This is a genomic window from Haloarcula rubra, assembly GCF_019599465.1.
Classification (GTDB): Archaea; Halobacteriota; Halobacteria; order Halobacteriales; family Haloarculaceae; genus Haloarcula; species Haloarcula rubra.
In genome coordinates this window covers 1-26356 of the sequence record NZ_RKLR01000006.1, presented here as the reverse complement: position 1 = coordinate 26356, position 26356 = coordinate 1, and the positions used below count along the sequence as shown (strand labels likewise).

Genomic DNA, 26356 nt, shown 5'->3' with positions numbered 1-26356 from the left:
GACCACCGATATTTCTCACTGCCTGTCACGAAGCAGTAGCCACACGAGCACAGCGAGTGCTCCCGACTCGCTGTCAGCGGCGTCCACGGTCGAACGGACCGCTGTCAGCAGACTCCGTCGTCCGAGACGACGGGAGTCGACGCTCTACACTATTCGCCGCCGACGATTTCCGACAGATTCGACTCTGCACACTCTCTCAGTCGGATTTCGCTAGTTTAGTTCACAGGCCGTTAATTCACTCGGGGGAACGACGTCGACAGTAGTTAAGGACTGCATAGTGAGGTGTCCCCGTGCCTGTATGGACGATATGGTCGATTACTTCACCATGCAGAAAGCGATTCGTGCGACGAAAGAGGACGGCGAGGTCGCCCTCGACCAGTTCGAGCGCCGGTCAGACGCTGACCCGTGGCACGAGGCGTCCCATCGCGTAGAGGACGCCCGCTAACTATCGGCGCACGTCTCTCGCCCGCCCGAGACCCCGTCGGTTGCGGGCCGATACTGTCTGGGGGACACGGATCACTCTCACCAACTCCGAACAGTCGGACGACTGTCCTCTTACCGTGCATACGGCACCAAGGCGGCCGCTTCCGCTCTCCGAAGTAGTTCCCCGGCAGTACTGTGGGCACAGTCCAGTTCGTCCGCGATGTCCTCGACTGACCCCGTCCGCGGAACCTCGTAGTAACCGACGCTGTGGGCGGCTTCCAGCGCCGCTCGCTGTCGGGATGTGAGTCGTGCGTTCGAGCGCACACGGTCGAAGGCACTCACTTGCGCTATCGTCACGTCGCCCAGCGCTCGCAGGTCGTCGTAGAGGCGGCTCAGTCCACTCGCGTCTCCGACGGCCTCGAACTCGACTGTACCGGACGCTTCGAACACGACAGGTGGCAGGAAGACGACGCTCGCGTCGGCGACGACGGCCATCACCGAGTCGTCGAACTCGAACGCCCGTTGCTCGACGAACGCGTAGGTACCCTCCACGCTGGTGACGAGCGACGTCGTGACAGGCTCGACGGCGTCAAGTATCGTTCGCACGTCGGATTTCGGCCCGTCGTACCAACAGAGGGTCGTGACCTCCGCCGTCGGCCCCCACATCAACAGTTCCGCGCGAGATACGTCGGTAGTCTCCATTATCCGGGCGTGCATCGGATGCCGCAGGTCGGCCGGATAGTCGACCCTGAACGTCGTCTGCTTCATACGGACGAACGCACACCCTGATAAATAAAACCAGACTAATCCGGCGAATATTATTCCCGACCCGACTCTGTATCGGCAGACAATGACAGAACACGCTTCGAAACCGGTCGGGCGTCGGGACCCCGACGCGGACTCACGTACGCGGACCACGTCCGTCTCCGGTGACCGTACTGTCGCGTACGCGGAGTACGGAGTGAGCGACGGTACCCCGGTGGTCTTCCTCCACGGGACGCCGGGGTCGCGTCTCCTCGGCGAACTGTTCCACGACGCTGCTCGCCAGGCAGGGGTACGGCTTCTCGCTCCCGACAGGCCCGGGTTCGGTCGGTCGTCGCCGTGGCCGACGCGCACGCTGTCCGACACTGGCTCGTTTGTAGCGGCTATTCTCGACGACGCAGGCGTCTCCGAGGCCGGCATCGTAGGTTTCTCCGGCGGCGGCCCGCACGCCCTCGCCACCGCGTCGACGCTCGGCGACCGAGTCACTCGCACCGACGTCGTCGCCAGTCCGACGCCACCCACGCTCCGGACGCAGACGCCACTGGTACAGCGCACGCTGGCCGCACTCGCGAATCACACCCCGACGGCGCTCTCGATGCTGTTCGGGGTACAGGCCCGTCTGGCGGCGCGGTTCGACCCGTCATTCGTGGTCGAGCAGTACACGGCCGACGACGCCACGGGCACTGTCCCCGACGACGTCGCAACGGTCGTCTACCGTGACTTCCTCGAAGCGTTCGCCACCCACCGACGTGGGGCCGTCCACGAGTTCCACCTCGTCAACAGCCCTTGGGCCGACGGTGTGGACTCGTTCGATGGCCCTGTCGGGATCTGGCACGGGGCACGAGATACGAACGTCCCGGTCGACGGTGTTCGGCGTCTCTGTGACCGGTTACCGAACGCCCGACTGACAGTGTTCGATGAGGCAGACCACCTTCGGTCCCTGCTCCGGAGTCGTTCACCGGTTCTGGGTCAGCACCACTGACTCGCTATTCCTGTCACGTTCACATGTCCGATGGACGTAGCGAACGGATTGTACTCTCTCCAGTCTCGCTCCCACGGCGATATCCTGTCGGAGGCCGGCCGCTGCCCGCCACGACGACTGCATCGATGTCGGAAGCACGCTTATGTCGCACCTCCCCGGGTTCCAACTGCGACTTTAGGTGATGGATATGCGCTCCGCTCGACCGACGATACTCACTGGTAGCTAGGTCCGAGGTGGTCGCTGCCGATGTCGTGTGCGTGAGAACTCGACGAATGGTGACTTTCCCCCGACTGGTCCGGAGGCCGTCTGCGCGCGGCACGTCTTCGAGGGCCGGTGACGTCTGACCGTCGACCCTCGAGTACTCGGTCCGTGAACGCAGCGGCTGTGCTTTCGATCAGAGCTTTCACTTACTGGCGACCACCCTACGCTCGTCGACGATTCGAACTGCGACCACTGTCGCTTGGCCGCATCAATCTATCGGCAGACCACAGATACCGGCAATGTGGTCCCAATCGGACGTAAGCGACCGCAACGTAGTTTTCGGGTTGCCATCAACCTCGGCCAATTAGTCGCGATACGAGAGCCGAACTACATCGTCGGTGTCGACGTAGCCGGTATCCTGACTCTTTACTCTCCGATTCAGTCCTGTCCTTCGGTTACGCACGGCTGCATACCGCCATTGTCGCGGTACTCCCCAGCTACAGTCTCGGTGATGTCGTTCGCTTTTTCTCGTCGTTCGTGTCGGGTGAAGGTGGCTTCTGGTTCGATTCGCCATGTCGGCCTTTGCTATCCACCGCGGGGCCGATGTACTCACACTCGTACTTATGTTATTCTGCTTGCGTTATCAACGTTGTCTGGTGACGCAACTCTCGAACTGGTGTCTGCGGCCCGGGTTACCTCGACTGGTCGATTTCGAACGGGTGATTCTGAACGGCGCTGGCGATCCGTGTCTTCGTCGCTGGTCAGCCGTCACCTAAGGCCACCCAAGTGGTTCACTGACCACGAGTGACGTGAGTGGGTGAAAACGAAAGAGAGAATGACGAATGAATCGGTTTTCGGGACGGGAAGACGGTTCAGACTGAGAAGACTGGTATCCAGAACTCTCCGAGTACAAAGGCATTACCGAGATCTGATGAGTAGCGGAAATTGAAGTTGGCCCTGACATGCCACGTCTGTTCGGTGTCGACCTGGCGGATATCGCTCTTCTCGAAGACGTCGACGACAGTAGTAGTGCGTTTCTCATCGTCGATAGCACGTACGACGTAGTTACTTCGGCGAAAAGACACCTGAAATATAAACATCGACCGTGCCTTCGACGGCATCGACGTACGAAAATTCAATCTCTCTCGCTGATGGCCCCTCTGAACTGTCTCCGTATCGTCTCGACGTCGAAGCCCACTGTATGTGAATGAACCGGGGCTGTCATTCCTTAGGGTTAGTATCGCCATTCGAAGCTGTCATCGATATGTCGCCGCGTCGTCGACCAGGGAGCCGGCGAGCGACGGCCAAGGCAGCGACACCGACGATGGTGCCGAGAGTTGCGCCAAAAACGAATTGCCGGCTGGGTCGCCTACTATCTGACTTGGTGTCGGCATCCTTCTCGGTACTGGACGTCGGTGGAAGCCGTTCTTTCGCCTTTTGTAAATACGGCGTGAAAACCACTGGCATAGCCCAGTCTATATCGTCCACGTACTTAGCTTCCACATACTGCATGTCAGTACGTGAGGCTCATACCACCTTCGTGGGTCATATCGCCGCCGTTGAGATGCTTGCTGTGTTGTGAACAACCTATAACGAACAGATTCGCCACCTCGTAGGGCTCCATCATTTCCTTTACGCGGGTTCGTTCGAGCATCACCTCCTCGACGACCTCGTCGACAGTCATCCCACGACGGTCGGCGGTATCGGGAAGCTGTTTGGCGACCAACGCAGTCTTGACGTAGGCAGTGCTGACGGTGAAGGCACGAACCTTCCCGTCCCCCTCGGCAGCTGTCGACTGCGTCAGCCCACGGAGTCCGAACTTCGTCGTATTGTACGCGACCTTGTCTCTGGTCACGATATGGCCATGGACAGAGCACATGTTGCCGATTACCCCACGACCGTCGTCGGTGGCCCGAAAGTGTGGGAGACAGTGTTTGGTGAGTATCAACGGCGCTCGCTGCATGATGTCATGCATTAAATCATACTTTTCGATAGGGAATGAATCGATAGGAGAGACGGTCTGGATGCCGGCGTTATTGATGAGATATCGGAGCGAGCCTTGTTCTGTGGCAGTTTCGACGATGCGTTGGAGATCATCATCGTCCGTCAGATTCGCCGTCACAGTAACGACCTCACCTGGTAGTGAAAGCTCCCTAGCTTCGGTTTGGACGGCGTCGAGTCCCTCCGAATCTCGGTCAGTCGCTACGACTGTGAGGCCGTTCGCAGCGAATGCCAGTGCGGTCGCACGGCCGATACCCGCACCGCCACCTGTGACGATTACGACGTTTTCGGCTGTGTAGTTCGCGTCGTCTATCGTCAACAGGTCATCCCGCGTCAACTCACTGGGACCGTACTTTGCCATCGCCTCGTCGACAGTCATGTCAGCCATAGCACCACCGTTGTGCCACTACGGGGAATAGTTATTGGACGACAGTGCGCCGATACTTAGCTGATTCCCGTGCTTAGGATACGCATCGCCAGGATCGTGATCGTTGCTTGATTCGCGAATCCGGAGATTCACTCCCGTACCGAATCTGTGTCCACGGCTCGAGCACTATCAACAGCACCATGAACAAGAATGCGGGGGCGTCTGTTCAGGACGAATACTGAATCATACCTTTCAGTTCACGTGGGTTTATATGTGTATCTCATATGTGGGTAACACATGGTCGAAGGGGCTGTAGAGGGTGTGGTCAAAGCAGTTGCAAGCGCAAGAGATGTCCCACCAAAGCAACTGGACGTAACACTCCAAAATCATATCTCTGGAGATGCGATTCGCCGGCTCACCAACCACTCGAGTACTCCGTGGCAGTTATCGTTCGAACTCCCAGAGCATGATATAACTATCGAGAGTGATGGTGGGATATTCGTCGACGGAGAACTAGAGTATAATCGATTCGACGAAGAATCTGAGGACTCCGGGCTACCCTGATGGTGGCTTTGGCGGTACGTACAATCACTCCGAATAAGATGAGCTCATAGAACAGTTGGCAAACCACAACTGTCCCTCCGAAAATCGCGCGGTACAGAGACCGGACTCGCTTCGTACTAGTGGCCGAGGGCGTTATCGGACCCAACAGTCGACGACAACGCGGCTATCGCGCATGGGTTTCATTTTATCGACCGGGACACCAGTCGAGTCGTCACCTTCGACGTCGATAAGCCGAGGCACTTCGTCGACGGTCTCGTCTGGGTGGACTTGCTCGACACTGTTCGCTGTGAATATCGTGTCCGGGGTGCTGGCTTCAGTGGGCTCATCGTCGTAACAGAGATACAGACCGGTCTCCCGGATACACACGGCTGCAAACTCGTGTTCGGAATTCGTGTCGGTGATGAGACGAACCACGTTCAGTTACCGTTGTTCCCGATCGCCTCTCTGCGCTCTTGGATGGCAATCTCTCTGGCATCAGCCACCAGCCCGTGGGTATCACCAAACGCATCGCTATCCAGCGCCACTGCCGTCCCGACGCCGTCCTCGATGACGAAATTCATCTCGATAACATTCTCGAAGGACTACCGCGTGCGGTTGTTCTACTTCGTGTTCGCGGTGCTGCTGTACAATATCTGGCGGCTCACGGACTTCCTGCTCAAAGCGGGCGTCGACGACGAGATGGACTACGCGCCCGTGTTGACTACAGGTGAGTGTACCGAACTCGTGGTGGGGAAGACAACGAGATCATTCTGTATAGCGGTATGTAATTTATAACAAACAAAATCAACCGCTGTCTTGCGATTATGGGGGAAATAAGCTTACTGTGCATTAATCAAGTAATGTGTACTGGTTTTACTAGCCCCCACGCCGTACGGTGGGTACGAATGGTACAGCCCGACCAGCCGCCGTCGACTGACGGGCGACAGCCCCTCTCGACGGCCATCGACCACTTCGTCGCCGACAAGGAGAAACTCGACGGTTCCGGGAATTACGCCGACATGGCCGGCCGCGTCGTGCGAAAGTGGGCCGACCAGCACTGTGACCGCGTCGAGTACGTCGACGAAGTCGAACCTCGTCACATGGAGAGCTACGCCGACTACCTCGCCAGACGTGCACAGGCTCGAGCCGCCGACCCCCAGGGAGAGGCGGGCATCACCGGTCGCACGGCCCAGCAGTACTACTCGTTAGTCCGTGCATTCCTCACGCACTGCCAGAAGTGGGAGTGGATCAGTGACAACCCCGCTATCGTAGAACGGGTGACCGACAAGCTACCGGAGCGGAGCCTCGGCGAGACCGACACCCAGCAGTTCTGGTCGCCGGCCGAACGGCGCGAACTGTGTGCCTTCGCCGACGAACGGGCCCGCGAGGCCATCGACGAGGTGGGTCTCGAGGCCCGCACGGCGGCCCGTGACCGGGCGTTAGTGTACATTCTCGCGTACACGGGCGCTCGCGTGGGCGAACTGGTCCGCGATAGCCGTGACCGACGTCGCAACGGCATCACGTGGAGCGACGTGGACCTCGCAGACAACAGGATTCAGGTCCTCGGGAAGGATCAGCAACGAGAACACGTCCCCCTTCCAGAGCAAGCGCATCCCGCTATCGAACAGTGGGAGCGTATTCTCGACCCACCAGTCGACTCTTGGCCGGTGTTTCCGACGCTCCACGCCCCGTCGCTCCATGCCCAAATTCCGGACAACGTGACGGTCGAGGAAGACGTACTCGACACCGTACGTGCGTCGGACGCTCGACCCCCTTCGATATCCGTCAACGGCGTTCGAAACGTTCTCAAGCGGCTCTGTGAGGACGGAAACATCACTGTCGAAGGCGATAAAGAGTATCTGACCCCACACGGGGCCCGACGCGGCGTCGGGGAGTTTCTCTACCGAAACGTCGGCTTCGAGGCCGCTCAACGGGCACTCAGGCACGAAGACCCGGGCACTACCTCGCAGATGTACTCCCACATCGAGGCCAGTGAACTCGCAGACGTGACGGGCGACGCCTTCGAAAACCACGACAGCAACCGGGATGGGTAGCCGTGCGCTACTGAGCGGTATACTGCGCGTGTTGGTCCGCCGGAGAGTTCTTTCGTGGACAGTATTCTCGTGTGACTCCGGACCGCTTAGGCCGGGTTCACCGGGCCGATGTATTGACTTTTGACTGCATCGCCGTCGCGCCACTGGAGATAGTAGTACTCGCGTTCGTCGATAGTCTTCGTCGTTATCGTCCCCTTGGAGCGACCGATTCCCGCTTTCTCGTGGGCCGATTCCAGCGCTTCCTCCCACGTCTCCTCGTCTTCCCAACTATCCGGTTTCGACCGTGGTTGCTCGTTGTGTTCCTCTCTGTCCGTGTCTCCCGATAACTGCTCTATCAACCGTTCAACCGCCCGAACTGCTTCACGGTGGCTCTTTCGGACGTCGTCCCCTTCCAGCTGGTCGACGTCGATGTCCCGCAACCGGCCTCGCGCTTCGAGCGCTCGGTCTCTATCCCCCATTGCACTAACTGTTCCGTCGCACCCACTTAGCGGTTTAGCCCCGTCGGGTTCCGTGACGCGCTACTAGACTACCCACTACGAGAGCAGTGGTCTGCCACCGAACCAGCTTCTCGGTCCCACTGACACACCCAGTTGACTGTGCCATTTGGCCGATCTACTAAGCTCTCCGAGCTAACAAGTTGGACTGACTGCCTCAGCTACAACGTTTGGCTGGGCTGTCTGGGTATTCTATCCAGCGACACCTAACAGCCATACTATTCAGATATACAATGCAGCTGTATTGTTTAGCCAGAAAGCTTGGCTAAACTATCTAGATATATGGTATAGCTATACCGTACGGCTATTTTATGTAGCTATACCGTCTGACTGAGTTTTATAGTCCGTCGGTCTAACGGTACTGCTATGCTGGCCTTCACGACGTATTCCGAAGCTGGCGGCGTCGGAAAATCGACACTCGCAGCGAGTTTGGCTGTCGCCGACGCCCGCGATGGACGCGACGTTCTCGTCATCGACCTCGACCCTCAGGAGGCCTCCCTCTCGTACTTGCTCGACGTCGACGACGACCGAGACGACAGTTCGGCAGATTCGCTCGTTCGGCACCTCGTCGAGCGTCCCCGTGGGGAGTTCGACGACCTTATCGAGACGAGCGAGGGCGTCGACGTCATTCCCGCCCACAACAGCCTCTCGATGCTGGGGAAACATCTCCAACGGCGTGAGGAGGAGGCCAACGACTTCGGTGAGAACTGGAACCGGAACGTCCAGTTGCTGCGGGTGCTCCGAGAGAACGACGTTCAGGACCGCTACGACACGCTCATCATCGATCCACCCGCGACGGCCGACGTCAAACTCTACAACGCGATCCACGCCACGCGCTCGCTGGTTGTCCCGTTCGAACCCAGCGGTAAGGGCTTCAAGAGCGTCCACGGGCTCGAAGACCTCGTCCCCGGACTCGAAGAGAACCTCGGCATCAATGTCGGCGTACTCGCCATCGTCCCGAACAACTTCTCGGGGACGAACGACCAGCGGGATATGCTCGAGGAGATTCGGAACAAGGGGTACGACGTCCCAGTGGTGCTGAACGAGCGGGGGTCACTGTTCGAGGGGTGTTGGCGCCAGCAGTGCTCAGCGTTCAAGTACATCGAGGAACACCGGAATCGAGAGCGGGACTACGAACTCGAGACGCTGGAGAAGCTCCGATCCCTGAGTAGAGAACTGCACGGGACCGTGGAGGCGACAGCATGAAGTCCGGCACCGGTGACGACCCGTTCGCCGACGACCCGGCCGAGGACGACGAGGAACCGGCAGACGAGCACGTTGAGTCGTCGTCCGGCACCGAAATCAGCGCCGATTCTCGCCCCGCCAGCGACATCGGCCAGTCTACGGCGACAACGCCCGACACAGACCGCGGAAGGTCGGTGGATACTGTCTCGGAGCTTCCGTACAAATATCGCCGTGACAGCGTCAAGGAGGCCAGAACGCAACAGCCGATGTTCCTGCAGGAGACCACCGAAGACCTCATCGAAGACACTGTCGACGAGATGGAGACCGAATTCGACGAGGACGTCTACAAGACCGACGTCGTGGAAGCGTTGCTCGTTGCCGGCGCAGAAGGGTCGACACCTGCGGCCGTCCTTCGTCGGTGGGGCTACGGAATGAAGAACAGCTAGCTTAGGCTCTCAACCTGTTGCAGATGGGAGTATCGGATCATCTACTCTCCTCCTCATAAACTCTTGAGTGCTATACGTATCGTACAGTGCTGTAGTTGCGAATAACCCCGAAGTTGTGCATGGAATCTGGCCAGTTCTCTCCTCTCGAGGGGTCAAAGTCCGATCTGACCGATTACGTCGGCGCCAGAAGGTGACGAGTCAGGAGATTCCGGGGATCAGCACCTCGAACGACGGCAAAAAGGAAATATAGTTTGAAGATGTCTCTATCGACGAGCTAACCCGCTGGGCGACTGCTACAGGAGTGCGCTCACCCGCCGGTCGAGGAAGCCACGGAACCGCGTGGCCGTTATCCGGGACTTCGACCGCACCTCCCTCCATCGAGACCTGCACGGACTGGGCGACTTCGCGACGTGAACGTCGGGCTGAAACACCCGACGCCGTGAGGGGTTGGGGTGCTGTGGAACGCGGACATCTGAGAGTAGGGCTCTGACAATGTCCGCACCAGCGGCTATCGGTCGGTGCCAATTAGATTTTCTCTCTAGATGAGTAAACCGAGCAACGACGTCAGCGGTCGGCAGTCGTGTCGCCGTCGACGTACTCGATCCCGGAGACCAACTCGCACAGCCACTGATAGCGATTAGCAAATCAATCCATAGTTTTGCAGCAGACTTGCTCGAGGGTTGTCAGAAAGGGCGTTCGAGATACACAGCGCGTATGCAGCAGTCGGGACCACCCGTTGGTGGGTGACATATCCTCTCCTCGCTGTCTTGACCGCATCGAGCGAGCGATGGACGGGTCAAGAGGACACGGAATCGCTCACCGCTATATAAGCGTGTTAAGCGAATAAGACACAGACCGATTACCATCACGGCTGTGCTAGTCGATGGTATGACACCGCAACACAGTACCGGCGACCGAGCCAGAACTGCGATAGCACGTACCCATCACCCCGACGGCGGTATCACGACGGCCGACGCCAGTCGACTCAGGCGTACCTGGACGGCGCTGTTCGGCGAGCGCGCTGGACTACCGGAATAGACCGACCATGACGAGTAATCACCATCCGAACCACCCCGATGTCGACCAATCGGATCGTACCATCCCCAGAAATCTCCGGCAGACGGGGGACGCGGACGTCGACCTCCTGATCTCCACCCGAGTCCGGCAGTCACCGTTCTGGCATCTCTCCATCGAGGCGGGGTGTCGGCAGGCGACGGTGTACAACCACATGTACCACCCACGGTCGTACATCGACCCCGACGAGGGCGGGCTGGACGCCGAGTACGACTTGCTCGTCAACGAGGTGACGCTGATGGACGTCGCCGTCGAGCGTCAGACCCGTGTCAAGGGACCCGATGCCGAGGCGTTCGTCAACTACGTCATCACGCGAGACGCGACCGAGATCGAGCCGATGCGTGGGAAGTACGCCATCTGCTGTGACCAAGACGGCGGGATTCTCAACGACTTCGTCCTGTTGCGCCTCGCAGACGACGAGTTCTGGTTCTCCATCGCAGACGGCGACCTGAAACAGTGGCTGCAAGGTGTCACCGTCAACTCCGAGTTCGAGGTCGACATCGACGAGATCGACGTCTCGCCGATGCAGGTTCAGGGCCCGAAATCGCCCGCCGTGATGGAGTCGCTCATCGGGGACGTGGTCGAAGACATCCCGTACTACGGACTGATGGAAGCCACGGTCAACGACATCCCGGTACTGGTGAGTCAGACCGGCTTCTCGGGAGAGGCGGGATTCGAGATATACGTCCGTGAGGCGACGACGAACGCCGAAGCGGTGTGGAACCCGGTCCTCGAGGCGGTCGAAGCCCACGGCGGTACGACGACGGGGATCTCCCATCAGCGACGTATCGCCGCTGGCATCATGTCGCTGGGACAGGACATGGACCAGGAGACGTCGCCGTTCCAGGTGAACCTCGGCTATCAGGTTCCCGACGACAAGGACGCCGATTACATCGGGAAGACCGAACTCGAAAGACAGCAAGAAGCTATCGAGAACGGCGAGTTCCCGTTCACGCACAAACTGGTCGGCCTGAAGATGGCTGGCGAACCGATCCGGGACTACGCCTCCGACTTCTGGATCGTCTCGGATCCGGAGACCGGCGAGGAGTGTGGCTACCTGACGTCAGCGTGGTGGAACCCGGAACTCGATACCAACATCGGCCTCGGGTTCGTGCCGGCGGCGAAGCTACAGGCCGCCACCGACGTGCCGCTCGACGACTCGATATACGACGCAGACGTCGACGTGGAATTCGAAGTCCATCTCCCGGACGAGTACGCCGAGGAGGCCGGCGAGCCTGTCTACGCAACGGTGGCGAAGGTCCCATTCAAGGAGTCGGTCAATCCCAGCGCTCGCGAGCAGGCCAAGATCCACGCCCGGGACGATATGGACGATTCAGGGTCTTAGGATTCGAAATTCGCCACAGCGGAGCGCTCGAGACCGGAGACGACCCCCTGACAGAGCCAGTCGACGTGTCGGTCGGTATCTCGCCGATCGGCCGCACGCACCTCCTGTACCACGGCTGGGCCTCGGTCGCGGTCGACCCGGAGACTGACTGGCCGTTTTACGTCTTCGGGCCGCGGCGGGCCCGCTGTTCGAGAGATGTGGTGACGAGCGAGCAGAGACAGACGTGCTGAACAGGTGCTCCGTATCGCTCGTGACAGCTGACGGAACCAGAACGTTCCCACGACTCTGCCGGTGACAGGCAACAGACTCAGCCTCGACCAGTCGGTCACTGGCAGCTGGATAGGTCGTCCGGGACAGGTAACCGACGGCCTATTCCGATACGCACGTACTCGGAACCCGTCACCGATTCCCAGTCGGATGGCGGGATGTAATCAGGCCAGTGCCGGAGACTCGCCGGACTCGGCCATCCGCCAGACTGTGAGGCCGCCGGCCACACCGAGGCCGACCGCGAACACGAACAGCACGGCGTCCACTCCGGTGGTGGTGACCAGCTCTCCGGCCACTACCGGTGCGACGAACGACCCCAGCCAGCCGGCCACGCTCGCCAGGGATACGGCCGTCCCGGCAGCCTGAGGCGCAACGAACTCTTGGACCGACTGGTACATGAGCCCGATCTGTAGCTGGACGACCACCCCTGCGAGAACGAGTATTGCGACCAGCACCATGATCGTCGTGCTGTAGAACATCGCGACCGCGAGTACGGTGGCTCCGACGAACGAGGTGGCGAAGACGGGCCTCCGTCGCTGGCCGAGCACCGCGTCCGAGAGCCATCCCCCGATCGGCCGGGCGAGGATCCCGACCGCGGGAAACAGTGCGACGAACGTGCCACTCTCCGCCAGCGAGACGCCGAACCGTCGGGCGATGTACGTCGGCATCCACGAATTGAACACCATGTATAGCGAGTAGCCCAGAACAGTGACGACGAGGACCGCCCAAACGTTCCGGTTCCGGATCACCCCCCTGAAAACGAGTGGCGTCATTGGGTCCGTCGACCGCTGGAACCGCGTTACGCGCCCGACGGCGACGTAGAACGCGACCGACATCACCAGTACCGCGACGCCAAATGCCGGGAACACCTTCGGCCAGCCCACGACCGCGGCGACGCGTGGCGCACCCAGCTGTCCGAGCGCGTACCCTGCCGGATAGCCGGAGATAATCACCGACGTCGCCGTTGCCCGCCTGCTCGGTCGAAACGTACTCGCCGCGACGTTGATACACGTCACCCACAGCACGAACATCCCGGCGCCGGCAAGTAGTCGCGAACCGATCAACAGCGAGACGCTCCCCTCGCTCGCGGCGAACCAGTCGCCGGTACTGCCGATGAGGAGCAACGTCGCTGCAGCCGGAACCGTCGCGCGGGTCTCAACGCGGTCGAGATAGATACCGACCGGGATACCGATAACCGTTGCAGCGACCTGTGGCATCGAGACGAGTGCGGCTGCTGTGGCCTCGGTGATGCCGAGGTCGCTCATCACCAGCGGGAGGATGCTGGCCGGCGAGATCAGGTACGCACCGACAAACAGGAGCAACAGCCACCCGGTCGTGATGGTCGTCCCGCGCCACGCTGAACCGTCGGCGGGGGTCCCCTCGTCAGTCGGTTCGTTCACTGTCCTCCATCAGCGACGAGACGATGAGTCGCTTGATTCCACGTCGAAGGAGACCGCCGGCCGCCGGCTGAGAGATGTCCAGATCGGCGGCGACCTCGCCGAGTGTCGCGTTCCGCGGTTCCTCGAAGTAGCCCTCCTCGAACGCGACGAGGAGTGCCTTCCGTTGACTGTCGGTCAATCCGGAGTCGGTGTCACCCAGACCGGCGTACTCGTTTACGCGCAGTAACTCGATATCGATCTCCTCCCGCCGTGCGTTGTCCCAGAGGTCCGCCAAGTGGGTCCGCTCGGGCATCCAGACTGTGAATATCCAGACGTCCCCGTCGTTCTCCATATCGAGCACGACACCGTTTGCGGTGGAGACGACCGGCGAGAAGATCTTCGCCTCGTCCGTATATTGGAAGCTGTAGATCGCTTTCCCTTCTCTGGTCTCGATTACTCGTTCGAACTCTCCGACGGTGTGATCGTTCCGCAGTCCGTCCTCGAACCGCTGGAAGTCCGCCGACTCTACGTGATAAAAGAACTTACCCGATGTCGGGTCGGTCCCTGCTTCAGACACCGACCTGACGTCCGACGTTGGGTCGTGAGCGACTGTCTTCGTGAGCACTACGTCGGGATGCTCGATACGCACAGCCGCCGTTATATCGCTCATTGTTTCGTGATATGACTGATTTGAGTATATGACTATTCGCAATCGGTCGTTTTTGCACTGTTCGGTGCCAGCTTTCAGCCTTACCGCCCAGCGACACCCCGCCTCGACCGAGAGACGCCAGACCGGTGACCGCCGGAGTCCGGGCCGAGGTGAGGAGGTCGACGTCGGAGTCGTCTGTTTACCCCAGGTCTCCGGGACCGGTGCGGTTCGGGTGAGTGGCGCAGGGATGGCTCTGCTGGCGGTTATCTACGGATATTCCGCTCTATCTCGGCGGTTCTACCCAGTGATTGAACAGCCGTTCCCATAGACGCTCAAGTCAACTGGTTTCGACCGGTGGGGCGACCCCGGCGGGGAGATAGAGGTCCGAGTCGGTCGCCCTGGCTCGATCATCAGAAGGGGTTCTCGTTGTCATGCAACCGAACGAAGGGCCTGTAACCGCATCGGCGTGTAGCTTATTCGTATAACCGTTTTATATGCGGTGTGGAAGATTCCGTGAATCCCTCACTCCGGATCCACTTCGCTAGGTGACTGCAGTGTGGTTAGCGAGCGGCGAAAACCGAGACCACCGTCGCCACAGGGACTACCGCGAGAGAGTGCTGACGCGCCCGATCTTCGTTCCGACCCAGTGTGTCAAATACCTGATGACCACACGCTCATCCTGCCTCTCCATCAGGGACCCACAGGGCGGTACCCAACTGCTCGATACACACCCTGTCTTGGTCATACCGTTACTGACGAGGGCTGAGCAGGAGGGAAGCGTGTTGCTGCACGGAGGGCGCGAGTCTTGCACGTGGCATCGTGCTCGGGATCGGTGCCGTCTTCGTCGGGATCGCCTTCCAGCCGTTCGTCGAGTTCCCGACGTCCTCGTCGATCGCCAACACCGCCGCTTGGCGCTGCAGTACTGGCGTGTCGACGTGCATCGGAACTGTCTGGAAGTCGTCGCCGAACCCGCCGACGTCGGCACCCTGGTCGGCCAGGATCGCACCGAACAACGCACCGATCTCCTTCAGTCGGAGCGTGCTGTTCGCGGACAACGGATGATCCATCGATCCCGACAGGTCGACCGCGACAAAGGTATCTCCGAATCCGCCAGGTACCGTCTCGACTGCGACATCAATTGCGTTTTCGAGCCACTGCTCGACCGTCGGTGCCTGGACATCCGCGTCTTGCAGCGCGGTGTAGGCCTGGTAGTACCGGAACGGGTACAGCGGCGCGTGTCGGACTGCCTCTAGGTCGAGGTGATATAGACCGATAGCGCATACCTCCGTCTCAGGCGGAGGTCAAGCGGTAGGCTTGGCGCAACAGCCGTCGTCGGTGGCCGAGCCGGATTTCCCACCAAAATCATTTTGCTGTGGCCCCGTGTAGCATGGACTGCTACGGAATCGGTGAGAGGCCGTCCCCGAACCACAAGGGGTGGTGAACCAACCGTGGTTCACACGGCGATGACACGGATTCCGATGGGGCCTCATTGGCCGGGCCACAGCCCTACGAGGGAGACAAACGAGAGTTCCTCCGGTGTGTCGCCGGTTCACTCTGAGTGCGGGTTGGAACCTCGAACGCCACACCTGGCGGAAATCCGGTGGTCGGATTCTCCGCGTTCACGCGTAGGAGGAGGTCAATCGGAGACGATACTCACTGTCGTCGCTTCCCTGTTCGCTTCGCGTTGGGTTGAGTTGCGGATACCCACTCGTTTTCCACGTCTGCGACGTTCACGGCGGTGCCTTCGATGTACCTCGACTCGTAGCCGAAGAATTTGATCTTGAGCGGAGCGGCTACGTCCGTGAAGTCGGTCAGTCAGTGGCTAACCTCCGGGACTAACGGCAGACTATCGCTCCCTATGCTCTGACAACTACTCCTAATCTGGACGGGGCGCGTTCTCGTACTTGACCATCTTCTCGGGCTTATCGGCGATGGTGTCGTAGATCTGCTGGAGCGTCTCCTCCGCAGCGAGCAGGTTATGCTCCTCCAGGAACTTTCGACCCTCTTCGGTCAGGCCGTAGAACTTCCAGGGATAGCCCTGCCGGCGCTGGTCGTCGTCCAGGGCGACCTCCTTGACGATGCCGGCGTCGATGAGTTTCTGGATATGCTTGTAGACGGTGGCATCACTCACGCTGGGGTTGAGCTCCTCGAGTTCGTACATCGAGGGCAGCTGGTCGGGGTGCTGGAGGATGTTGTTGATCAGCGCGAACCGCGTCTGTTGGGTGACGAAGTGGACGAGTTCGCGGGATTCCATCCCATCAGCAGTCCCCAGGTCGGTGCTCATACGACACGATACACGGCCTGGTGGCAAGTAGTTTACCCTTGAGTAAACCACTCTGGAGTAAACCACACCTGACTAAGCTGGTGATTTACTCGATAAACCATATCGCACGACGCTGAGAGGAATCGTGTTTGTCCGACGAAGAGCCGCCCGTCCCCGAGGAAGTCCTCACCAGTGCGAAGGACCAACTCGACGACGAAGAGATCTCGCTGGCGGACAACGAGGAGATCATCCACGCACTGAGCGAACTGACCCCCGTCTACGAAAATGAGCGCTCGTACTTCGTGCTGGGGAACTACGACCGGGAACCGATTCGACGGTTGAACCTCGTGGTCGACCGCCTCAACCGCCGGCAGGACGCCTACGCCTTCCGGATGGTCGACATCCGTGGCGAGTGGGACAACAGCATCCAGAAGTTCTGCCTGATCGCCGACATCGTGACCTACCTCGTTGGCGTCGCCGAGAAGGAACCGAGTGACTTTCTCGTCGAGCAGGGGCTTCTCGTCGGCACGACGGAGTTCTTCGCGAAGAGTCACGTCCTCAAGCGGGTGTACGGGGACGAGGAGTACCCCTTCGGCTGGATGCAGGACGGCGTCTTCGAGCTGTTCGACTAGGAGGGGCGACTGTATCGCTGGCAGACCGAGGAGGAGCTCGTCGACGTGACAGACGACCTCCCGTGAAGGCGGAAGGCGAAAGCGACTGCCTCGTGGCTCTTGTGTAGAACTGCGGAAAGCCCCGATAACGAGACAATCAACGATTGAATCGGTGGATTCACCAGCCAAAGTGAGTGAGCGAACGATGCCGAAGGTGTGAGCGGCCTGTTGCAAGCCCTGCTTGGACAGGCCGCGGAACTTCCGCAGCCACGGCTGGACGAGCGAAAACAGGCACTCAGCTTGGTTAATGTGGACCCCCTCGGGCGATACGTACGTCTCTTTGTGCACGACCGTTCGGTGGTCACGCTCCATCTTTCGGTAGGCTTGGAGTCCGTCGGTCCAGACCTCTCCCAGTGGCTGGGAGAGGTCTTCAGCCTCCTGGATTACTGGTTCAAGATCGCCGCTGTAGTCGATACCGAGTTGGCCGCGGATCACACGAAGCGAGTCGCGGGATGCCACGACGAGCGTCAGTTGACCACCGTGACGTCCTCGCCAGCGTGAGCGGCCAGACTGGGACGAGCCGCCGCGAGAACGGCTGTTCCGCGGCGGCTCTTGGCCTTTGTAGCCCGAACAGACCTGGCCTGATTCGTCGACTTGTGTCGGCCCATCGATGGTCTGGCCGAGGAGGCTCCAGACGACGGGGAAGACACGCTGAACCGCGGCTTCCCCCTCACGGATCGCCGCGTGAACGGTTCTGTAGGCCCGACCGAGGAACGGCGCGATCTGGTTGATGCTGAGCAACGTATCGGCGTAGAGCGTGAACGCGAGAAGCACCTCACCGCAGGAGAGGTGCTTCTCGTGGAACGGCGTTCCGTAGGTGAAAACCGGCTTAAAATTGCAATCACGGCACTAGATTCGGTCGATTTCTTTCCAGGTCACGATGCTCTGGTGGCCGCACCGTGGACAGGACGTATCTCCCAAAATTCCTTGAGTCGCCGCTCGATGCGGGCATCGAGCGGCACCGTATTGACTTCGACAACGCCCAGCTCAATCAGCTGCCGAAACATCCCGCCGAACGCTGGCTGAGCAGAAGACATATCGCCAAACTAGCGTCGGATCAGTGTAACTATACGGTCTTTCCGCAGCTTTGCATAAGAGCGATCGGAAAAAACAGCAGTGGGACGCTGCCTCTCTCCCCGACCCCGTTATCCCGCCGCTACGGAGCTACCGAAAACTATTGGATCCGCCGACAGAGCGATGGCCGGTGTTTCCGACGTTCGACCAGCGGACGCTCGCAACTCGCGTCCGAGAAGAACTCGCTGACCGCGGACTCCGTCCTGATGAAGTCGATGAGCGACGTGGCGAGTACGCCCGTGACCTCTTGCTGGCTCTTGATGCTGACATTCGGTCGCCCTCGATTACGACAGATGGGCCGCGGTCGATCCTTCGGCAATTGACCGCCTCCGCCGAGATCTAGATCGACCATCCGAAACACGACTATCTTGCACCGCACGGCGGTCGCCGCGGGATGGGTGAGGTTCTTTTCCGGGCATTTGGGTACACGGTGGCAGCACGGTATCTCGACAATTCAGAAAAGCTGGTTCGTGAACGCTACTCACACATCGAAGCCGGTGAGTTAGGTGATATCGCGACTGAGGCCCTCGACGAAATTGACGGATGAACTAAGTCCCGCGAATTCTTGTCCCGGTCACGCTTGTCTTGATGTCAATATGGCGTGGCTACGATGTCCTTTGACTTCTGGACGTAACGACTTCCTTGGAGTACGTTCGTATGGAACTAGGGCAAGGCCAACGTGCATTCATCACCACCGGATCTCAGGTGGACATCGGGAGGTCTGAGTCGGGGACGTGACGGGCCAGTTGATAGCCGACTTCTATCGGGAACGCCGTGGTGACTGCATCGGTCTGAGCGGCCCACTTCTCGTACTCCGCTTCGGTCGGGAACGCGTTCGCATACGGACAGAACCGCTCGTGAGCAAGTGACAGATCGAATTCGTCGGTATCCGGTGTATCGAAGTCGATGGCCGCTCCGAACGACATCACGGCGTCTGTCGGCTCGACGATAAGCGTGTCTCGCCCGGCCCGGATTTCGATGACGGTCCCGGAGACGGGGCTCTCGCTTCGGATTAAAACTGGTTTGTCGGCCTCGATCACGAACGGAACGACGAGGGCGTCGAGGACACAGTGGAAATGGTATGTGTCGCCGTCGATCGTCGCTCGATTCTCTGAATCGTGACAGAGACAACGGGCGAAACCGATCCACAATCTCAGGAATGATCGATCGAGATCAGGCTTTGCTCCGTGCTTGACGGTATCCCTGGTAAAGGGCCGGCAGTCCAAGTGGTAGTGCCAGTATGCCGAACCCCATGAGCGCGTACCCGCTCCGCCGTGTTCGCTGGAGTGCGAGGAACGTGGCGACGACGCCGAGGAGCGCGATTACGTAGGCTACGTTGCTCCAGACGGCGCCGTAGGTCGAACAGTACAGCCAGCAAGCGAACGTGTAGGCCGGGGCGTTCCAAGTCGGCGGATGGAGCTTCGGCCAGAAGAACCGACAGTACGTAGTCCAGCCCAGCATTGCGATCGTTGGCAATCCAGCGAGCCACACCGCTGGCCCACGATTCGATTCGCCGTATCGTCGATATCCCGCAAAGAAGAGGGCTGGAAAACAGAAAACCCAAAGCCAGATGCCGACCGTGTAGGTGACCGGCCAGTGTTCGATTCTCGGCTGCTGGAGCGGGAGTCTCAGCGATGGAGGAAGCGTGGCCCAGGGGAACGATGGGTCCGGGACGGGATTGGTGAAGAGAGCAACGAGACAGAAGATGGTGCCGAGCAGGAGTCCGTAGAGACCACCTGTCGTGTATTGCTCTACCGGCGCCGGAAGTGACGGTGCTGTCTCACCGGTGGTGACCATAGCTGGATTTCGAGTTAGGAGTCCCGTTCGAGTGCCTCTTTTCGTTGTTCGTACTCTTCGTCCGTGAGATTGCCACGAGCGTAGGCGAGCCGGAGTTCCTCGAGGGCTTGATCAGTCCCGCTATTGGAGGTGGCCACCGCGCGATAGATGAGGTACCCTGCGCCGACGATAGCAGCGATGAACAGCAGCTGCATCAGTAGTCCGACGAGGACCATCCATCCGGGGACTGTTCCGTCACCCCACATATGACCGCCCCACATTCCACCCATCATCGGGCCGAATCCCATCATCCCAAATCCCATGAAGAGGACGGGGAGAATGAGCAGGGCACCGAGGACGACCAAGACGACGGTGACGAGCTGGTTGTTGATTGAAGTAGTTGGCATAATTATCCCCTGAGAGTGTTCTCGGTCGAATATAGGGCCTCCTACTTGATGCTCGTTTCTCCTTATAAACCAAGGCTCAGAGGTGGTGACACTTTTGAAATATTGGATTCATACTACGGATTCCCACCGAAGGAGAGAGGCAACAGCGACCGGTCGAAGTCGCTGATACGTCAAACGAGCTCTCTACGAAACTCTTTCAGTAGCTCTCCCCCTAGTGGAGGTATGTCTACGACCGTCGCAACACCTGATGTGGACGAGATGTGTACGTACTGTGGGTCGCGTATTTTCGATCACAACCCCATCTGTGTCCGCGACTGTGACGACGACTGTGGCTCACCCGAGTACTTCTGCAACTATGCCTGTCTCTCGACGTATATCGACGAGAACGAGCTGACTACGGGGAATGCGTGTGCGTGGTCACCCGACGATAGTGATTGCTGTTAATCAAATTTCTTGCTGTGCTCTCGATCGGCGCAGGGATATTTCACACCCGGCCGAGTAGCTATGGGAGTAACCTGATGTGAGGTCTCACGATGGACTCTGATTCCCCTCCAAACCACTCGTCTGCCACGCACGAACACCACGACCACAGTACCGATTCTGGTGAACACGACCACCACAAGGGGGACCACGGTGGGATGCACGAAGGCCACGAACAGATGTTTCGACGTCGTTTCTTCGTCTCCACGCTCCTCTCGATTCCTGTCCTGCTCTACAGCCCGACCCTCCAGGAATGGCTGGGCTTCACCGTCCCAACGTTTCCCGGCAGCGAGTGGATTAACCCCGTCTTCGCGGTGATCGTCTTCGCATACGGTGGCGTTCCCTTCCTGCAGATGGCTGTCCCCGAAGTGCGAGACCGCTCGCCGGGGATGATGACGCTTATTTCGATGGCCATCACGGTCGCGTTCGTCTACAGCTTGGCGAGTGTCGTCTTCCCCACGCAGTCGGCATTCTTCTGGGAGCTCGTGACGCTGATCGACATCATGCTGCTGGGCCACTGGATCGAGATGCGGTCGGTCCGACGGGCCTCCAGCGCGCTCGACGAACTGGCGAAACTGATGCCAGATACCGCGGAACGAATCACCGACGACGGTGAGACTGAGGAGGTCCCCGTGAGCGACCTCGAGGAAGGTGACCTCGTCTTGGTGCGCCCGGGAGCAAGCGTCCCTGCCGACGGCGTCGTCGACGAAGGGGACTCCGATGTGAACGAGGCGATGATCACCGGCGAGTCAAAGCCCGTCTCAAAGGAGCCTGGCGACGAGGTCATCGGTGGGACAGTCAATGGCGACGGGAGTCTCCGGGTGCGCGTCGGTGCGACCGGCGAAGAGACGACGCTGGCCGGCATCATGCGACTCGTTGAGGAGGCCCAGCAGAGTAAATCGCGAACACAAGTTTTAGCCGACCGGGCAGCTGGCTGGCTGTTCTACGTTGCCGTCGGGGCGGCTGCCGTAACCGCCGTTGCCTGGACCGTCGCGACGACCTTCGACGCGACCGTCATCGAACGCGTGGTGACGGTCCTGGTTATCGCCTGCCCCCACGCGCTCGGCCTTGCGATTCCGCTCGTCGTTGCGATCAACACCTCGCTGGCGGCGCGTAATGGGATGCTCGTCCGCGACCGCATCGCGATGGAGGACGCACGGAAACTGGACGCCATCATCTTCGACAAGACGGGGACGCTCACCGAAGGCGAGCACGGTGTCGTGGATATGGCGACCGTCGAGGGCGTTGATGAGGACAACGCGCTCGCACTGGCGGCAGCTGTCGAGAGCGACTCCGAACACATGATCGCGCGAGCGATCCGTGAGGCCGCCGACGAGCGAGATCTATCCGCTCCTGACGCGACTGACTTCGAGGCGATCAAGGGCAGGGGCGTCCGCGCGAATGTCGATGGAGAGGAGGTGTACGTCGGCGGACCGAACCTCTTGACCCAACTCGACAGCGAGATACCTGACCATCTCGAGCGCTTCGCGGAGACGGCTGGGCAGAACGCCCAGACAGTGGTGTATCTCGTTCGCGAAGGGGAGTTGATAGCAGCGTTCGCGATGGCAGACGTGATCCGCGACGAAAGCTACGCCGTCGTCGACGCGCTCCACGAGCTGGGCATCGAGGTGGCGATGCTGACTGGCGACTCCCAGGATGTCGCCGACGCCGTCGCCGACGAACTGGGCATCGACACGGTGTTCGCGGAGGTCCTCCCCGAAGACAAGGACGAGAAAGTGCAGGAACTCCAGGATCAGGGGAAGCTCGTCGGGATGGTCGGCGACGGCGTGAACGATGCGCCTGCACTGACACGGGCGGACGTGGGGATCGCCATCGGCAGCGGCACCGACGTTGCGGTCCAGTCAGCGGATGTCATCCTCGTGCAGAACAATCCGATGGACGTCGTTCGCCTCGTGAAATTGAGCAAGGCGAGTTACCGGAAGATGCAGGAGAACATCGTCTGGGCCGCCGGCTACAACGTGTTCGCGATCCCGCTCGCAGCGGGTGTTCTTGCTCCGATCGGGATTCTCCTGTCGCCCGCCGTCGGTGCGCTCCTGATGTCGCTGAGTACGGTGATCGTTGCGATTAACGCGCAGTTGCTCCGACGTGTCGATCTGTCCCTCCCGGACCTGCCGGGTGTAGCACCCCCGACTGACTCACAGTCCGCTGGGTGAGGGCCTCTCTGATGTTCTAAGACCCATATTTGGCACTACGTGGCCGAATTTCTACGTGTTATCTTCGAACCTTTATATGGTGGACAAGAGAACTCCGCGATGGAATGTCTGACCTAATCGTCAAAGCAGCCGTGAAGGACGCACTCTCGGACCACAACGTCTCGGCAGATTTCTACGATGCCCTCAATGAAGAGGTCGCCGAACTGCTAGACGACGCCGCGGAGCGGGCTGAGGCCAACGACCGGAAGACGGTCCAGCCCCGCGACCTATAGCCTGAGGTCTCACAGCCAACCCGTCGCTCGAACGTAGCTTTTTGAGGTTCCTGCCCAGAAGTTAGAAAACGTGTATGGCGGAGGGACCGGATACTGAACGGCAGGCGGTCGAGCCTGAGGCAGGAGAAGTCCTCAGCGTGTCACAGCTGAACGATCGGATTGCGTCGGTCGTCGAGGACGCGCCTGCTCTCGACGGTGTCCGCTGTATTGGCGAAGTCACGGATCTCCATCAGAACAGTACGGCGCTCTATTTCACCCTCACTGACGGCGACGCCGAGCTCCCCTGCATGATCTGGGCGAACCGCTACCGGAACATGGACGCCGAACTCGAGGACGGGACCGAGGTCATCCTCGAAGGCGATATCGATTACTGGACTGAGGGTGGGAAAATCGACCTCAAGCCGTGGGAGGTGATCGTTGTCGGCGACGGCGACCAGGCAGCCGCTGTCGAGCGGCTGCAAAGCGAACTCGAAGAGCGTGGCTGGTTTGACGACGAGCAGAAACAGCGCCCGCCGGCGTTCCCGGAGCGGGTCGGTGTCGTGACCTCGCTCCGGGGCGACGCCCGGTACGACATCCAGAACGCAATCCACGGACAGGATCCTACCGTCGCCATCCTGGTAAAGGACGCAACCGCCTAGGGGCGGAGGCGCCGACGTCCATCGCGAACGGCACCCATCTTCAAACCCAGCCAGTGTAGTAGCTACTGAGGGCATTTGCCACGGTCTAGCGATACATGGTACAGGAGTGGTTCGTATATCTTAACGGATACATAATAATCCAACTCACACTAGACAGTGTTCCTTGATGCCGGACCACACACGGCGCTCCTTCATCGGCGCGGTCGGATTCGGAGGTTGGCTGGCGCTTCGACGCGGCGGGACCAGTACGGTCGGCTCTCGCCGTGGCCGACTCTACGGTGTTTGCAGCCGATACGACCGGCGCCTTCTACGCGATCGACGTCCAGAGTGGCGAAGCGCGGTGGCAGACCCTGGATGGGAGTGCGACTGCTGGACTCGGCATCGTCGCCGCCGGCGATCAGGTGATCACGATCAGCGACGGCCTCTCGGGCTTCGACGTCCAAACCGGCGCTACCCAGTGGTCCCTGGACGTTGGTGGTCGCCTCGCTCGGACTGCGGTTGACGGAACTGTCTACATCGCGCCGCCAACCAACGGAGCAAATGTCATGGCCATCGACGCAGGGACCGGAGACACCCGGTGGTCGTCTGCCGAGTTGGGTGTGTGCCCCTCACTGGAGGTCGCGGCGCCGCCGGTCGTCGCCGGTAACTCCGTCTACGTCGCGAGGAACTCTAGGGGAACTGGCCGGATCTTCGCGTTGGACCGTACCGACGGATCTCAAATCTGGACGACGAAAACGGACCAGGAGCTGACCTCGTTGGCGGCCGACAGCGACGGCGTCTACTACGGCCAAGAGGTCTCCGACTCGTCTGTCTACGCGCTGAACGGCGCCGACGGGTCGGTCCGGTGGGCGTTCGACCTGAGCGAACGGGCGCCACCGTGGCCCGACGAGACGCACCGCGTCAGGTCGCTCACTGCCACGGAGGACTCGGTGTACGCGACGAGCATCGAACGGAGCGAAGAGGAGACCGAGGACCCCGAATACACTGGCTTCCTCCACGCTTTCGACGCTAACGGGACCCGCCGCTGGTCGCTCACGATCGACTCCTCCTCTGCTCCCGTCGTGGATACGGCACCCGTCGTCGTCGACGACACAGTGTTCGCGACCGGGAACAGGCGGCTGTACGCGGTGAACGCCGCGGACGGCTCCGTCGTCGAGCGCTTCGAGACCACCGGCTCGATTCGTTCGACGCCGGCGGTATCGGGCGACAGCGCGTTCGTCGGCAGTGACGACGAGCTCCTCTACCGGTTCCGAAGGCCCTGAGTGCGCTGGTGCCGATCCCGTACTGGTGCGGCGAGGAACGAACTGACAGCGTACGGCGATTCGTCTCGGTCACGTGAACCGATATACGTAATATCGTGTTACGCATACTCACACCATGGATCCAGCCCTCGACGAGATTGATTTTCTCACCAGATCGAACCACCGCGTTGGTGTCATGGAGGAACTAACGGCTGGTGTCCGCGAACGACGGGAGCTACGCGCTGCGACGGGGGCCTCAACGCCGACTATGAGTCGGATTCTCACCGATTTCGAGGACCGACGGTGGATCGAACGGAGCGGGCCGAACTACGAATTGACACCGCTGGGGGAGTTCGTGGCCGAACGCTTCCTCGAGCTCCGGGAAGCGATGGCGATCGAACGCAAACTGCGCGACGTCTGGCAATGGCTCCCTCGTGAGATGGAGGAATTCTCCGTCGACTGCTTCGCCGATGCGGTAGTCTCCTATCCTGGGCCGGGCTATCCCTACGAGCCCATCGAGCGGTTAAGCCACCTCATCGAGGGGACCACGCGACTGCGAGGATTCGACAGTATCGTATTCAAGTCCATCAACAACGAGGCGGTCTGCCAGGCTGTTCTTGATGGCATGGAACTCGAGTACGTCTACTCGCCGACCGCCCTCGAGCAGACGCTCGCCTGGAACCCAGAGCGAGTCATGGAGGCCGCCTCTCGTGAACACTGCCACGTATACGTCCACGACGCACTCCCCGACAGGACCCGGTGCGGGCTCGGTATCGTCGACGACCGCGCCGGCATTTGCTGCCATGACCCGGAGACTGGGGCCCTGACAGCGGTCATCGATACGGACGCCCCAGCAGCTCGAGAGTGGGCCATCGCGACCTTCGAGCGCGTCCGCGATGAAGCGAGGCCAGTCGAGCCGCAGGCCTTCGAAACGCCGATGTCGTCGGACATCCACCCGTAATGCACATCTCTAGATGGCGGCAGATTCCAGATGTGTCGGTACTCTATCTCTTTCTTCATTGGATGAAAATTTTCACAAGACATTTACATATCTCTCCGCGGGGCACTGTCTAGTTCTGGATGACCTCACCTGGCGTTTTGCCGTCGAGTGCCTGGTTCGGTCGTTCGTGGTTGTAGTGGTGTCTGAAGCGTCGTAGCCACTGTTTCGCGCTGGATTGACTGCCCCTC

Annotated in this window: 25 protein-coding genes and 5 pseudogenes; 18 read left to right on the top strand and 12 right to left on the bottom strand. The window is 60.1% G+C overall.

Annotated features, from left to right (window positions below; translation table 11 throughout):
- The first annotated feature begins 298 nt into the window (after positions 1–298).
- On the top strand, positions 299–445 hold the full coding sequence (locus EGH21_RS14780; RefSeq protein WP_220619251.1) for a hypothetical protein: 147 nt from the start codon (positions 299–301) through the stop codon (positions 443–445).
- Positions 446–555: 110 nt separating this feature from the next.
- Here EGH21_RS14780 and EGH21_RS14775 read toward each other — a convergent pair whose 3' ends face one another.
- The gene (locus EGH21_RS14775) at positions 556–1191 is read right to left on the bottom strand and encodes a helix-turn-helix domain-containing protein (RefSeq protein WP_220619250.1); all 636 of its coding nucleotides are present in this window, start codon (positions 1189–1191) and stop codon (positions 556–558) included.
- An 82-nt stretch (positions 1192–1273) separates the two neighbouring features.
- Here EGH21_RS14775 and EGH21_RS14770 point away from each other — a divergent pair, with 82 nt between their 5' ends.
- Positions 1274–2167, top strand: coding sequence for an alpha/beta fold hydrolase (locus EGH21_RS14770; protein ID WP_220619249.1), 894 nt, complete (start codon positions 1274–1276; stop codon positions 2165–2167).
- Positions 2168–3881: 1714 nt separating this feature from the next.
- Here the strand turns inward: EGH21_RS14770 and EGH21_RS14765 are convergent.
- A complete protein-coding gene (locus tag EGH21_RS14765) occupies positions 3882–4748 on the bottom strand; it encodes an SDR family NAD(P)-dependent oxidoreductase (protein ID WP_236035581.1) in 867 nt (288 codons plus the stop codon).
- A gap of 285 nt (positions 4749–5033) precedes the next feature.
- Between EGH21_RS14765 and EGH21_RS14760 the strand changes: the two genes are divergently transcribed.
- The 3 genes and pseudogenes from EGH21_RS14760 to EGH21_RS14750 all read left to right on the top strand — a co-directional run bounded on the left by EGH21_RS14760 (position 5034) and on the right by EGH21_RS14750 (position 7333).
- Positions 5034–5300, top strand: coding sequence for a HalOD1 output domain-containing protein (locus EGH21_RS14760; RefSeq protein WP_220619248.1), 267 nt, complete (start codon positions 5034–5036; stop codon positions 5298–5300).
- Positions 5301–5855: 555 nt separating this feature from the next.
- A pseudogene (locus tag EGH21_RS24705) lies at positions 5856–6074 on the top strand (hypothetical protein); the annotation flags it as partial.
- Between the two features lie 110 nt (positions 6075–6184).
- Entirely contained in the window at positions 6185–7333 is a 1149-nt protein-coding gene (locus tag EGH21_RS14750; RefSeq protein ID WP_220619247.1) for a tyrosine-type recombinase/integrase, read from the top strand.
- A gap of 86 nt (positions 7334–7419) precedes the next feature.
- On the opposite strand, the gene EGH21_RS14745 is transcribed toward EGH21_RS14750, so the two are convergent.
- Complete coding sequence (locus tag EGH21_RS14745; RefSeq protein WP_220619426.1) at positions 7420–7791, bottom strand: DUF6788 family protein; 372 nt, start codon at positions 7789–7791, stop codon at positions 7420–7422.
- 402 nt (positions 7792–8193) lie between these two features.
- Between EGH21_RS14745 and EGH21_RS14740 the strand changes: the two genes are divergently transcribed.
- From EGH21_RS14740 to EGH21_RS14725, 4 genes are all read left to right on the top strand, one after another.
- Positions 8194–9033 carry a ParA family protein gene (locus EGH21_RS14740; protein ID WP_220619246.1) on the top strand — a complete coding sequence of 280 codons (840 nt, stop codon included), beginning with the start codon at positions 8194–8196 and terminating at the stop codon, positions 9031–9033.
- A complete protein-coding gene (locus EGH21_RS14735) occupies positions 9030–9458 on the top strand; it encodes a DUF7970 domain-containing protein (RefSeq protein WP_220619245.1) in 429 nt (142 codons plus the stop codon). Before EGH21_RS14740 ends, EGH21_RS14735 begins: the two co-directional genes overlap by 4 nt.
- 888 nt (positions 9459–10346) lie before the next feature.
- Positions 10347–10496, top strand: coding sequence for a hypothetical protein (locus tag EGH21_RS14730; protein ID WP_220619244.1), 150 nt, complete (start codon positions 10347–10349; stop codon positions 10494–10496).
- A 7-nt stretch (positions 10497–10503) separates the two neighbouring features.
- Positions 10504–11877, top strand: coding sequence for a glycine cleavage T C-terminal barrel domain-containing protein (locus EGH21_RS14725; RefSeq protein WP_220619243.1), 1374 nt, complete (start codon positions 10504–10506; stop codon positions 11875–11877).
- 431 nt (positions 11878–12308) lie between these two features.
- Here the strand turns inward: EGH21_RS14725 and EGH21_RS14720 are convergent, their stop codons facing one another.
- The 4 genes from EGH21_RS14720 to EGH21_RS14705 form a co-directional block, all read right to left on the bottom strand.
- Entirely contained in the window at positions 12309–13544 is a 1236-nt protein-coding gene (locus tag EGH21_RS14720; protein ID WP_220619242.1) for an MFS transporter, read from the bottom strand.
- Complete coding sequence (locus EGH21_RS14715) at positions 13528–14193, bottom strand: helix-turn-helix domain-containing protein (protein WP_220619241.1); 666 nt, start codon at positions 14191–14193, stop codon at positions 13528–13530. The genes EGH21_RS14720 and EGH21_RS14715 overlap by 17 nt, the downstream gene beginning before the upstream one ends.
- Positions 14194–14921: 728 nt before the next feature.
- Positions 14922–15239 (bottom strand): hypothetical protein, encoded by a 318-nt coding sequence (locus EGH21_RS24055; protein WP_236035568.1) that lies wholly within the window; start codon positions 15237–15239, stop codon positions 14922–14924.
- Positions 15240–16048: 809 nt separating this feature from the next.
- Positions 16049–16456: a helix-turn-helix domain-containing protein gene (locus EGH21_RS14705; protein WP_220619240.1), complete on the bottom strand. Its 408-nt coding sequence runs from the start codon at positions 16454–16456 to the stop codon at positions 16049–16051.
- A 128-nt stretch (positions 16457–16584) separates the two neighbouring features.
- On the opposite strand from EGH21_RS14705, the pseudogene EGH21_RS14700 reads away from it, so the two are divergent.
- A pseudogene (locus tag EGH21_RS14700) lies at positions 16585–17133 on the top strand (DUF8170 family protein).
- Between the two features lie 36 nt (positions 17134–17169).
- Here the strand turns inward: EGH21_RS14700 and EGH21_RS14695 are convergent.
- Positions 17170–18143 (bottom strand): annotated as a pseudogene (locus EGH21_RS14695) (IS1595 family transposase); the annotation flags it as partial.
- 65 nt (positions 18144–18208) lie between these two features.
- On the opposite strand from EGH21_RS14695, the pseudogene EGH21_RS14690 reads away from it, so the two are divergent.
- A pseudogene (locus EGH21_RS14690) lies at positions 18209–18727 on the top strand (site-specific integrase); the annotation flags it as partial.
- A 154-nt stretch (positions 18728–18881) separates the two neighbouring features.
- Here EGH21_RS14690 and merB read toward each other — a convergent pair.
- Genes merB through EGH21_RS14675 form a run of 3 tightly spaced genes read right to left on the bottom strand, consistent with a single transcriptional unit; the run spans position 18882 to position 20363 of the window.
- On the bottom strand, positions 18882–19406 hold the full coding sequence (gene merB, locus EGH21_RS14685) for an organomercurial lyase (RefSeq protein WP_220619239.1): 525 nt from the start codon (positions 19404–19406) through the stop codon (positions 18882–18884).
- The gene (locus EGH21_RS14680) at positions 19354–19977 is read right to left on the bottom strand and encodes a hypothetical protein (RefSeq protein WP_220619238.1); all 624 of its coding nucleotides are present in this window, start codon (positions 19975–19977) and stop codon (positions 19354–19356) included. Before EGH21_RS14680 ends, merB begins: the two co-directional genes overlap by 53 nt.
- A 14-nt stretch (positions 19978–19991) precedes the next feature.
- Positions 19992–20363 (bottom strand): SHOCT domain-containing protein, encoded by a 372-nt coding sequence (locus tag EGH21_RS14675; protein ID WP_220619237.1) that lies wholly within the window; start codon positions 20361–20363, stop codon positions 19992–19994.
- A 222-nt stretch (positions 20364–20585) separates the two neighbouring features.
- Here EGH21_RS14675 and EGH21_RS24050 point away from each other — a divergent pair, with 222 nt between their 5' ends.
- From EGH21_RS24050 to EGH21_RS14650, 7 genes and pseudogenes are all read left to right on the top strand, one after another.
- Entirely contained in the window at positions 20586–20807 is a 222-nt protein-coding gene (locus EGH21_RS24050) for a hypothetical protein (protein WP_236035566.1), read from the top strand.
- Positions 20808–21001: 194 nt separating this feature from the next.
- Positions 21002–23017 (top strand): heavy metal translocating P-type ATPase, encoded by a 2016-nt coding sequence (locus EGH21_RS14670; RefSeq protein WP_236035579.1) that lies wholly within the window; start codon positions 21002–21004, stop codon positions 23015–23017.
- A gap of 104 nt (positions 23018–23121) precedes the next feature.
- Complete coding sequence (locus tag EGH21_RS14665) at positions 23122–23289, top strand: DNA-binding protein (RefSeq protein ID WP_004048632.1); 168 nt, start codon at positions 23122–23124, stop codon at positions 23287–23289.
- 74 nt (positions 23290–23363) lie between these two features.
- Positions 23364–23927, top strand: coding sequence for an exodeoxyribonuclease VII large subunit (locus EGH21_RS14660; protein ID WP_236035565.1), 564 nt, complete (start codon positions 23364–23366; stop codon positions 23925–23927).
- 215 nt (positions 23928–24142) lie between these two features.
- Positions 24143–24835 (top strand): annotated as a pseudogene (locus tag EGH21_RS24560) (PQQ-binding-like beta-propeller repeat protein); the annotation flags it as partial.
- Between the two features lie 21 nt (positions 24836–24856).
- Positions 24857–25189, top strand: a complete 333-nt coding sequence (locus tag EGH21_RS24555; protein ID WP_328765664.1) for an outer membrane protein assembly factor BamB family protein — start codon at positions 24857–24859, stop codon at positions 25187–25189.
- Between the two features lie 115 nt (positions 25190–25304).
- Positions 25305–26129, top strand: a complete 825-nt coding sequence (locus EGH21_RS14650; protein WP_220619235.1) for a helix-turn-helix transcriptional regulator — start codon at positions 25305–25307, stop codon at positions 26127–26129.
- A gap of 109 nt (positions 26130–26238) precedes the next feature.
- On the opposite strand, the gene EGH21_RS14645 is transcribed toward EGH21_RS14650, so the two are convergent.
- Positions 26239–26356, bottom strand: a 118-nt coding sequence (locus tag EGH21_RS14645) for an integrase core domain-containing protein (RefSeq protein ID WP_220618984.1), incomplete at its 5' end; no start/stop codon positions are given.

What these genes read in the sequence shown, in the direction of transcription:
- EGH21_RS14780 (WP_220619251.1), top strand. Translation starts at nt 299, where the DNA reads ATGGACGATATGGTCGATTACTTCACCATGCAGAAAGCGATTCGTGCG.
- EGH21_RS14775 (WP_220619250.1), bottom strand. Translation starts at nt 1,191, where the DNA reads ATGAAGCAGACGACGTTCAGGGTCGACTATCCGGCCGACCTGCGGCAT.
- EGH21_RS14770 (WP_220619249.1), top strand. Translation starts at nt 1,274, where the DNA reads ATGACAGAACACGCTTCGAAACCGGTCGGGCGTCGGGACCCCGACGCG.
- EGH21_RS14765 (WP_236035581.1), bottom strand. Translation starts at nt 4,748, where the DNA reads ATGACTGTCGACGAGGCGATGGCAAAGTACGGTCCCAGTGAGTTGACG.
- EGH21_RS14760 (WP_220619248.1), top strand. Translation starts at nt 5,034, where the DNA reads ATGGTCGAAGGGGCTGTAGAGGGTGTGGTCAAAGCAGTTGCAAGCGCA.
- EGH21_RS14750 (WP_220619247.1), top strand. Translation starts at nt 6,185, where the DNA reads ATGGTACAGCCCGACCAGCCGCCGTCGACTGACGGGCGACAGCCCCTC.
- EGH21_RS14745 (WP_220619426.1), bottom strand. Translation starts at nt 7,791, where the DNA reads ATGGGGGATAGAGACCGAGCGCTCGAAGCGCGAGGCCGGTTGCGGGAC.
- EGH21_RS14740 (WP_220619246.1), top strand. Translation starts at nt 8,194, where the DNA reads ATGCTGGCCTTCACGACGTATTCCGAAGCTGGCGGCGTCGGAAAATCG.
- EGH21_RS14735 (WP_220619245.1), top strand. Translation starts at nt 9,030, where the DNA reads ATGAAGTCCGGCACCGGTGACGACCCGTTCGCCGACGACCCGGCCGAG.
- EGH21_RS14730 (WP_220619244.1), top strand. Translation starts at nt 10,347, where the DNA reads ATGACACCGCAACACAGTACCGGCGACCGAGCCAGAACTGCGATAGCA.
- EGH21_RS14725 (WP_220619243.1), top strand. Translation starts at nt 10,504, where the DNA reads ATGACGAGTAATCACCATCCGAACCACCCCGATGTCGACCAATCGGAT.
- EGH21_RS14715 (WP_220619241.1), bottom strand. Translation starts at nt 14,193, where the DNA reads ATGAGCGATATAACGGCGGCTGTGCGTATCGAGCATCCCGACGTAGTG.
- EGH21_RS24055 (WP_236035568.1), bottom strand. Translation starts at nt 15,239, where the DNA reads ATGGATCATCCGTTGTCCGCGAACAGCACGCTCCGACTGAAGGAGATC.
- EGH21_RS14705 (WP_220619240.1), bottom strand. Translation starts at nt 16,456, where the DNA reads ATGAGCACCGACCTGGGGACTGCTGATGGGATGGAATCCCGCGAACTC.
- EGH21_RS14680 (WP_220619238.1), bottom strand. Translation starts at nt 19,977, where the DNA reads ATGGTCACCACCGGTGAGACAGCACCGTCACTTCCGGCGCCGGTAGAG.
- EGH21_RS14675 (WP_220619237.1), bottom strand. Translation starts at nt 20,363, where the DNA reads ATGCCAACTACTTCAATCAACAACCAGCTCGTCACCGTCGTCTTGGTC.
- EGH21_RS24050 (WP_236035566.1), top strand. Translation starts at nt 20,586, where the DNA reads ATGTCTACGACCGTCGCAACACCTGATGTGGACGAGATGTGTACGTAC.
- EGH21_RS14670 (WP_236035579.1), top strand. Translation starts at nt 21,002, where the DNA reads ATGCACGAAGGCCACGAACAGATGTTTCGACGTCGTTTCTTCGTCTCC.
- EGH21_RS14665 (WP_004048632.1), top strand. Translation starts at nt 23,122, where the DNA reads ATGTCTGACCTAATCGTCAAAGCAGCCGTGAAGGACGCACTCTCGGAC.
- EGH21_RS14660 (WP_236035565.1), top strand. Translation starts at nt 23,364, where the DNA reads ATGGCGGAGGGACCGGATACTGAACGGCAGGCGGTCGAGCCTGAGGCA.
- EGH21_RS14650 (WP_220619235.1), top strand. Translation starts at nt 25,305, where the DNA reads ATGGATCCAGCCCTCGACGAGATTGATTTTCTCACCAGATCGAACCAC.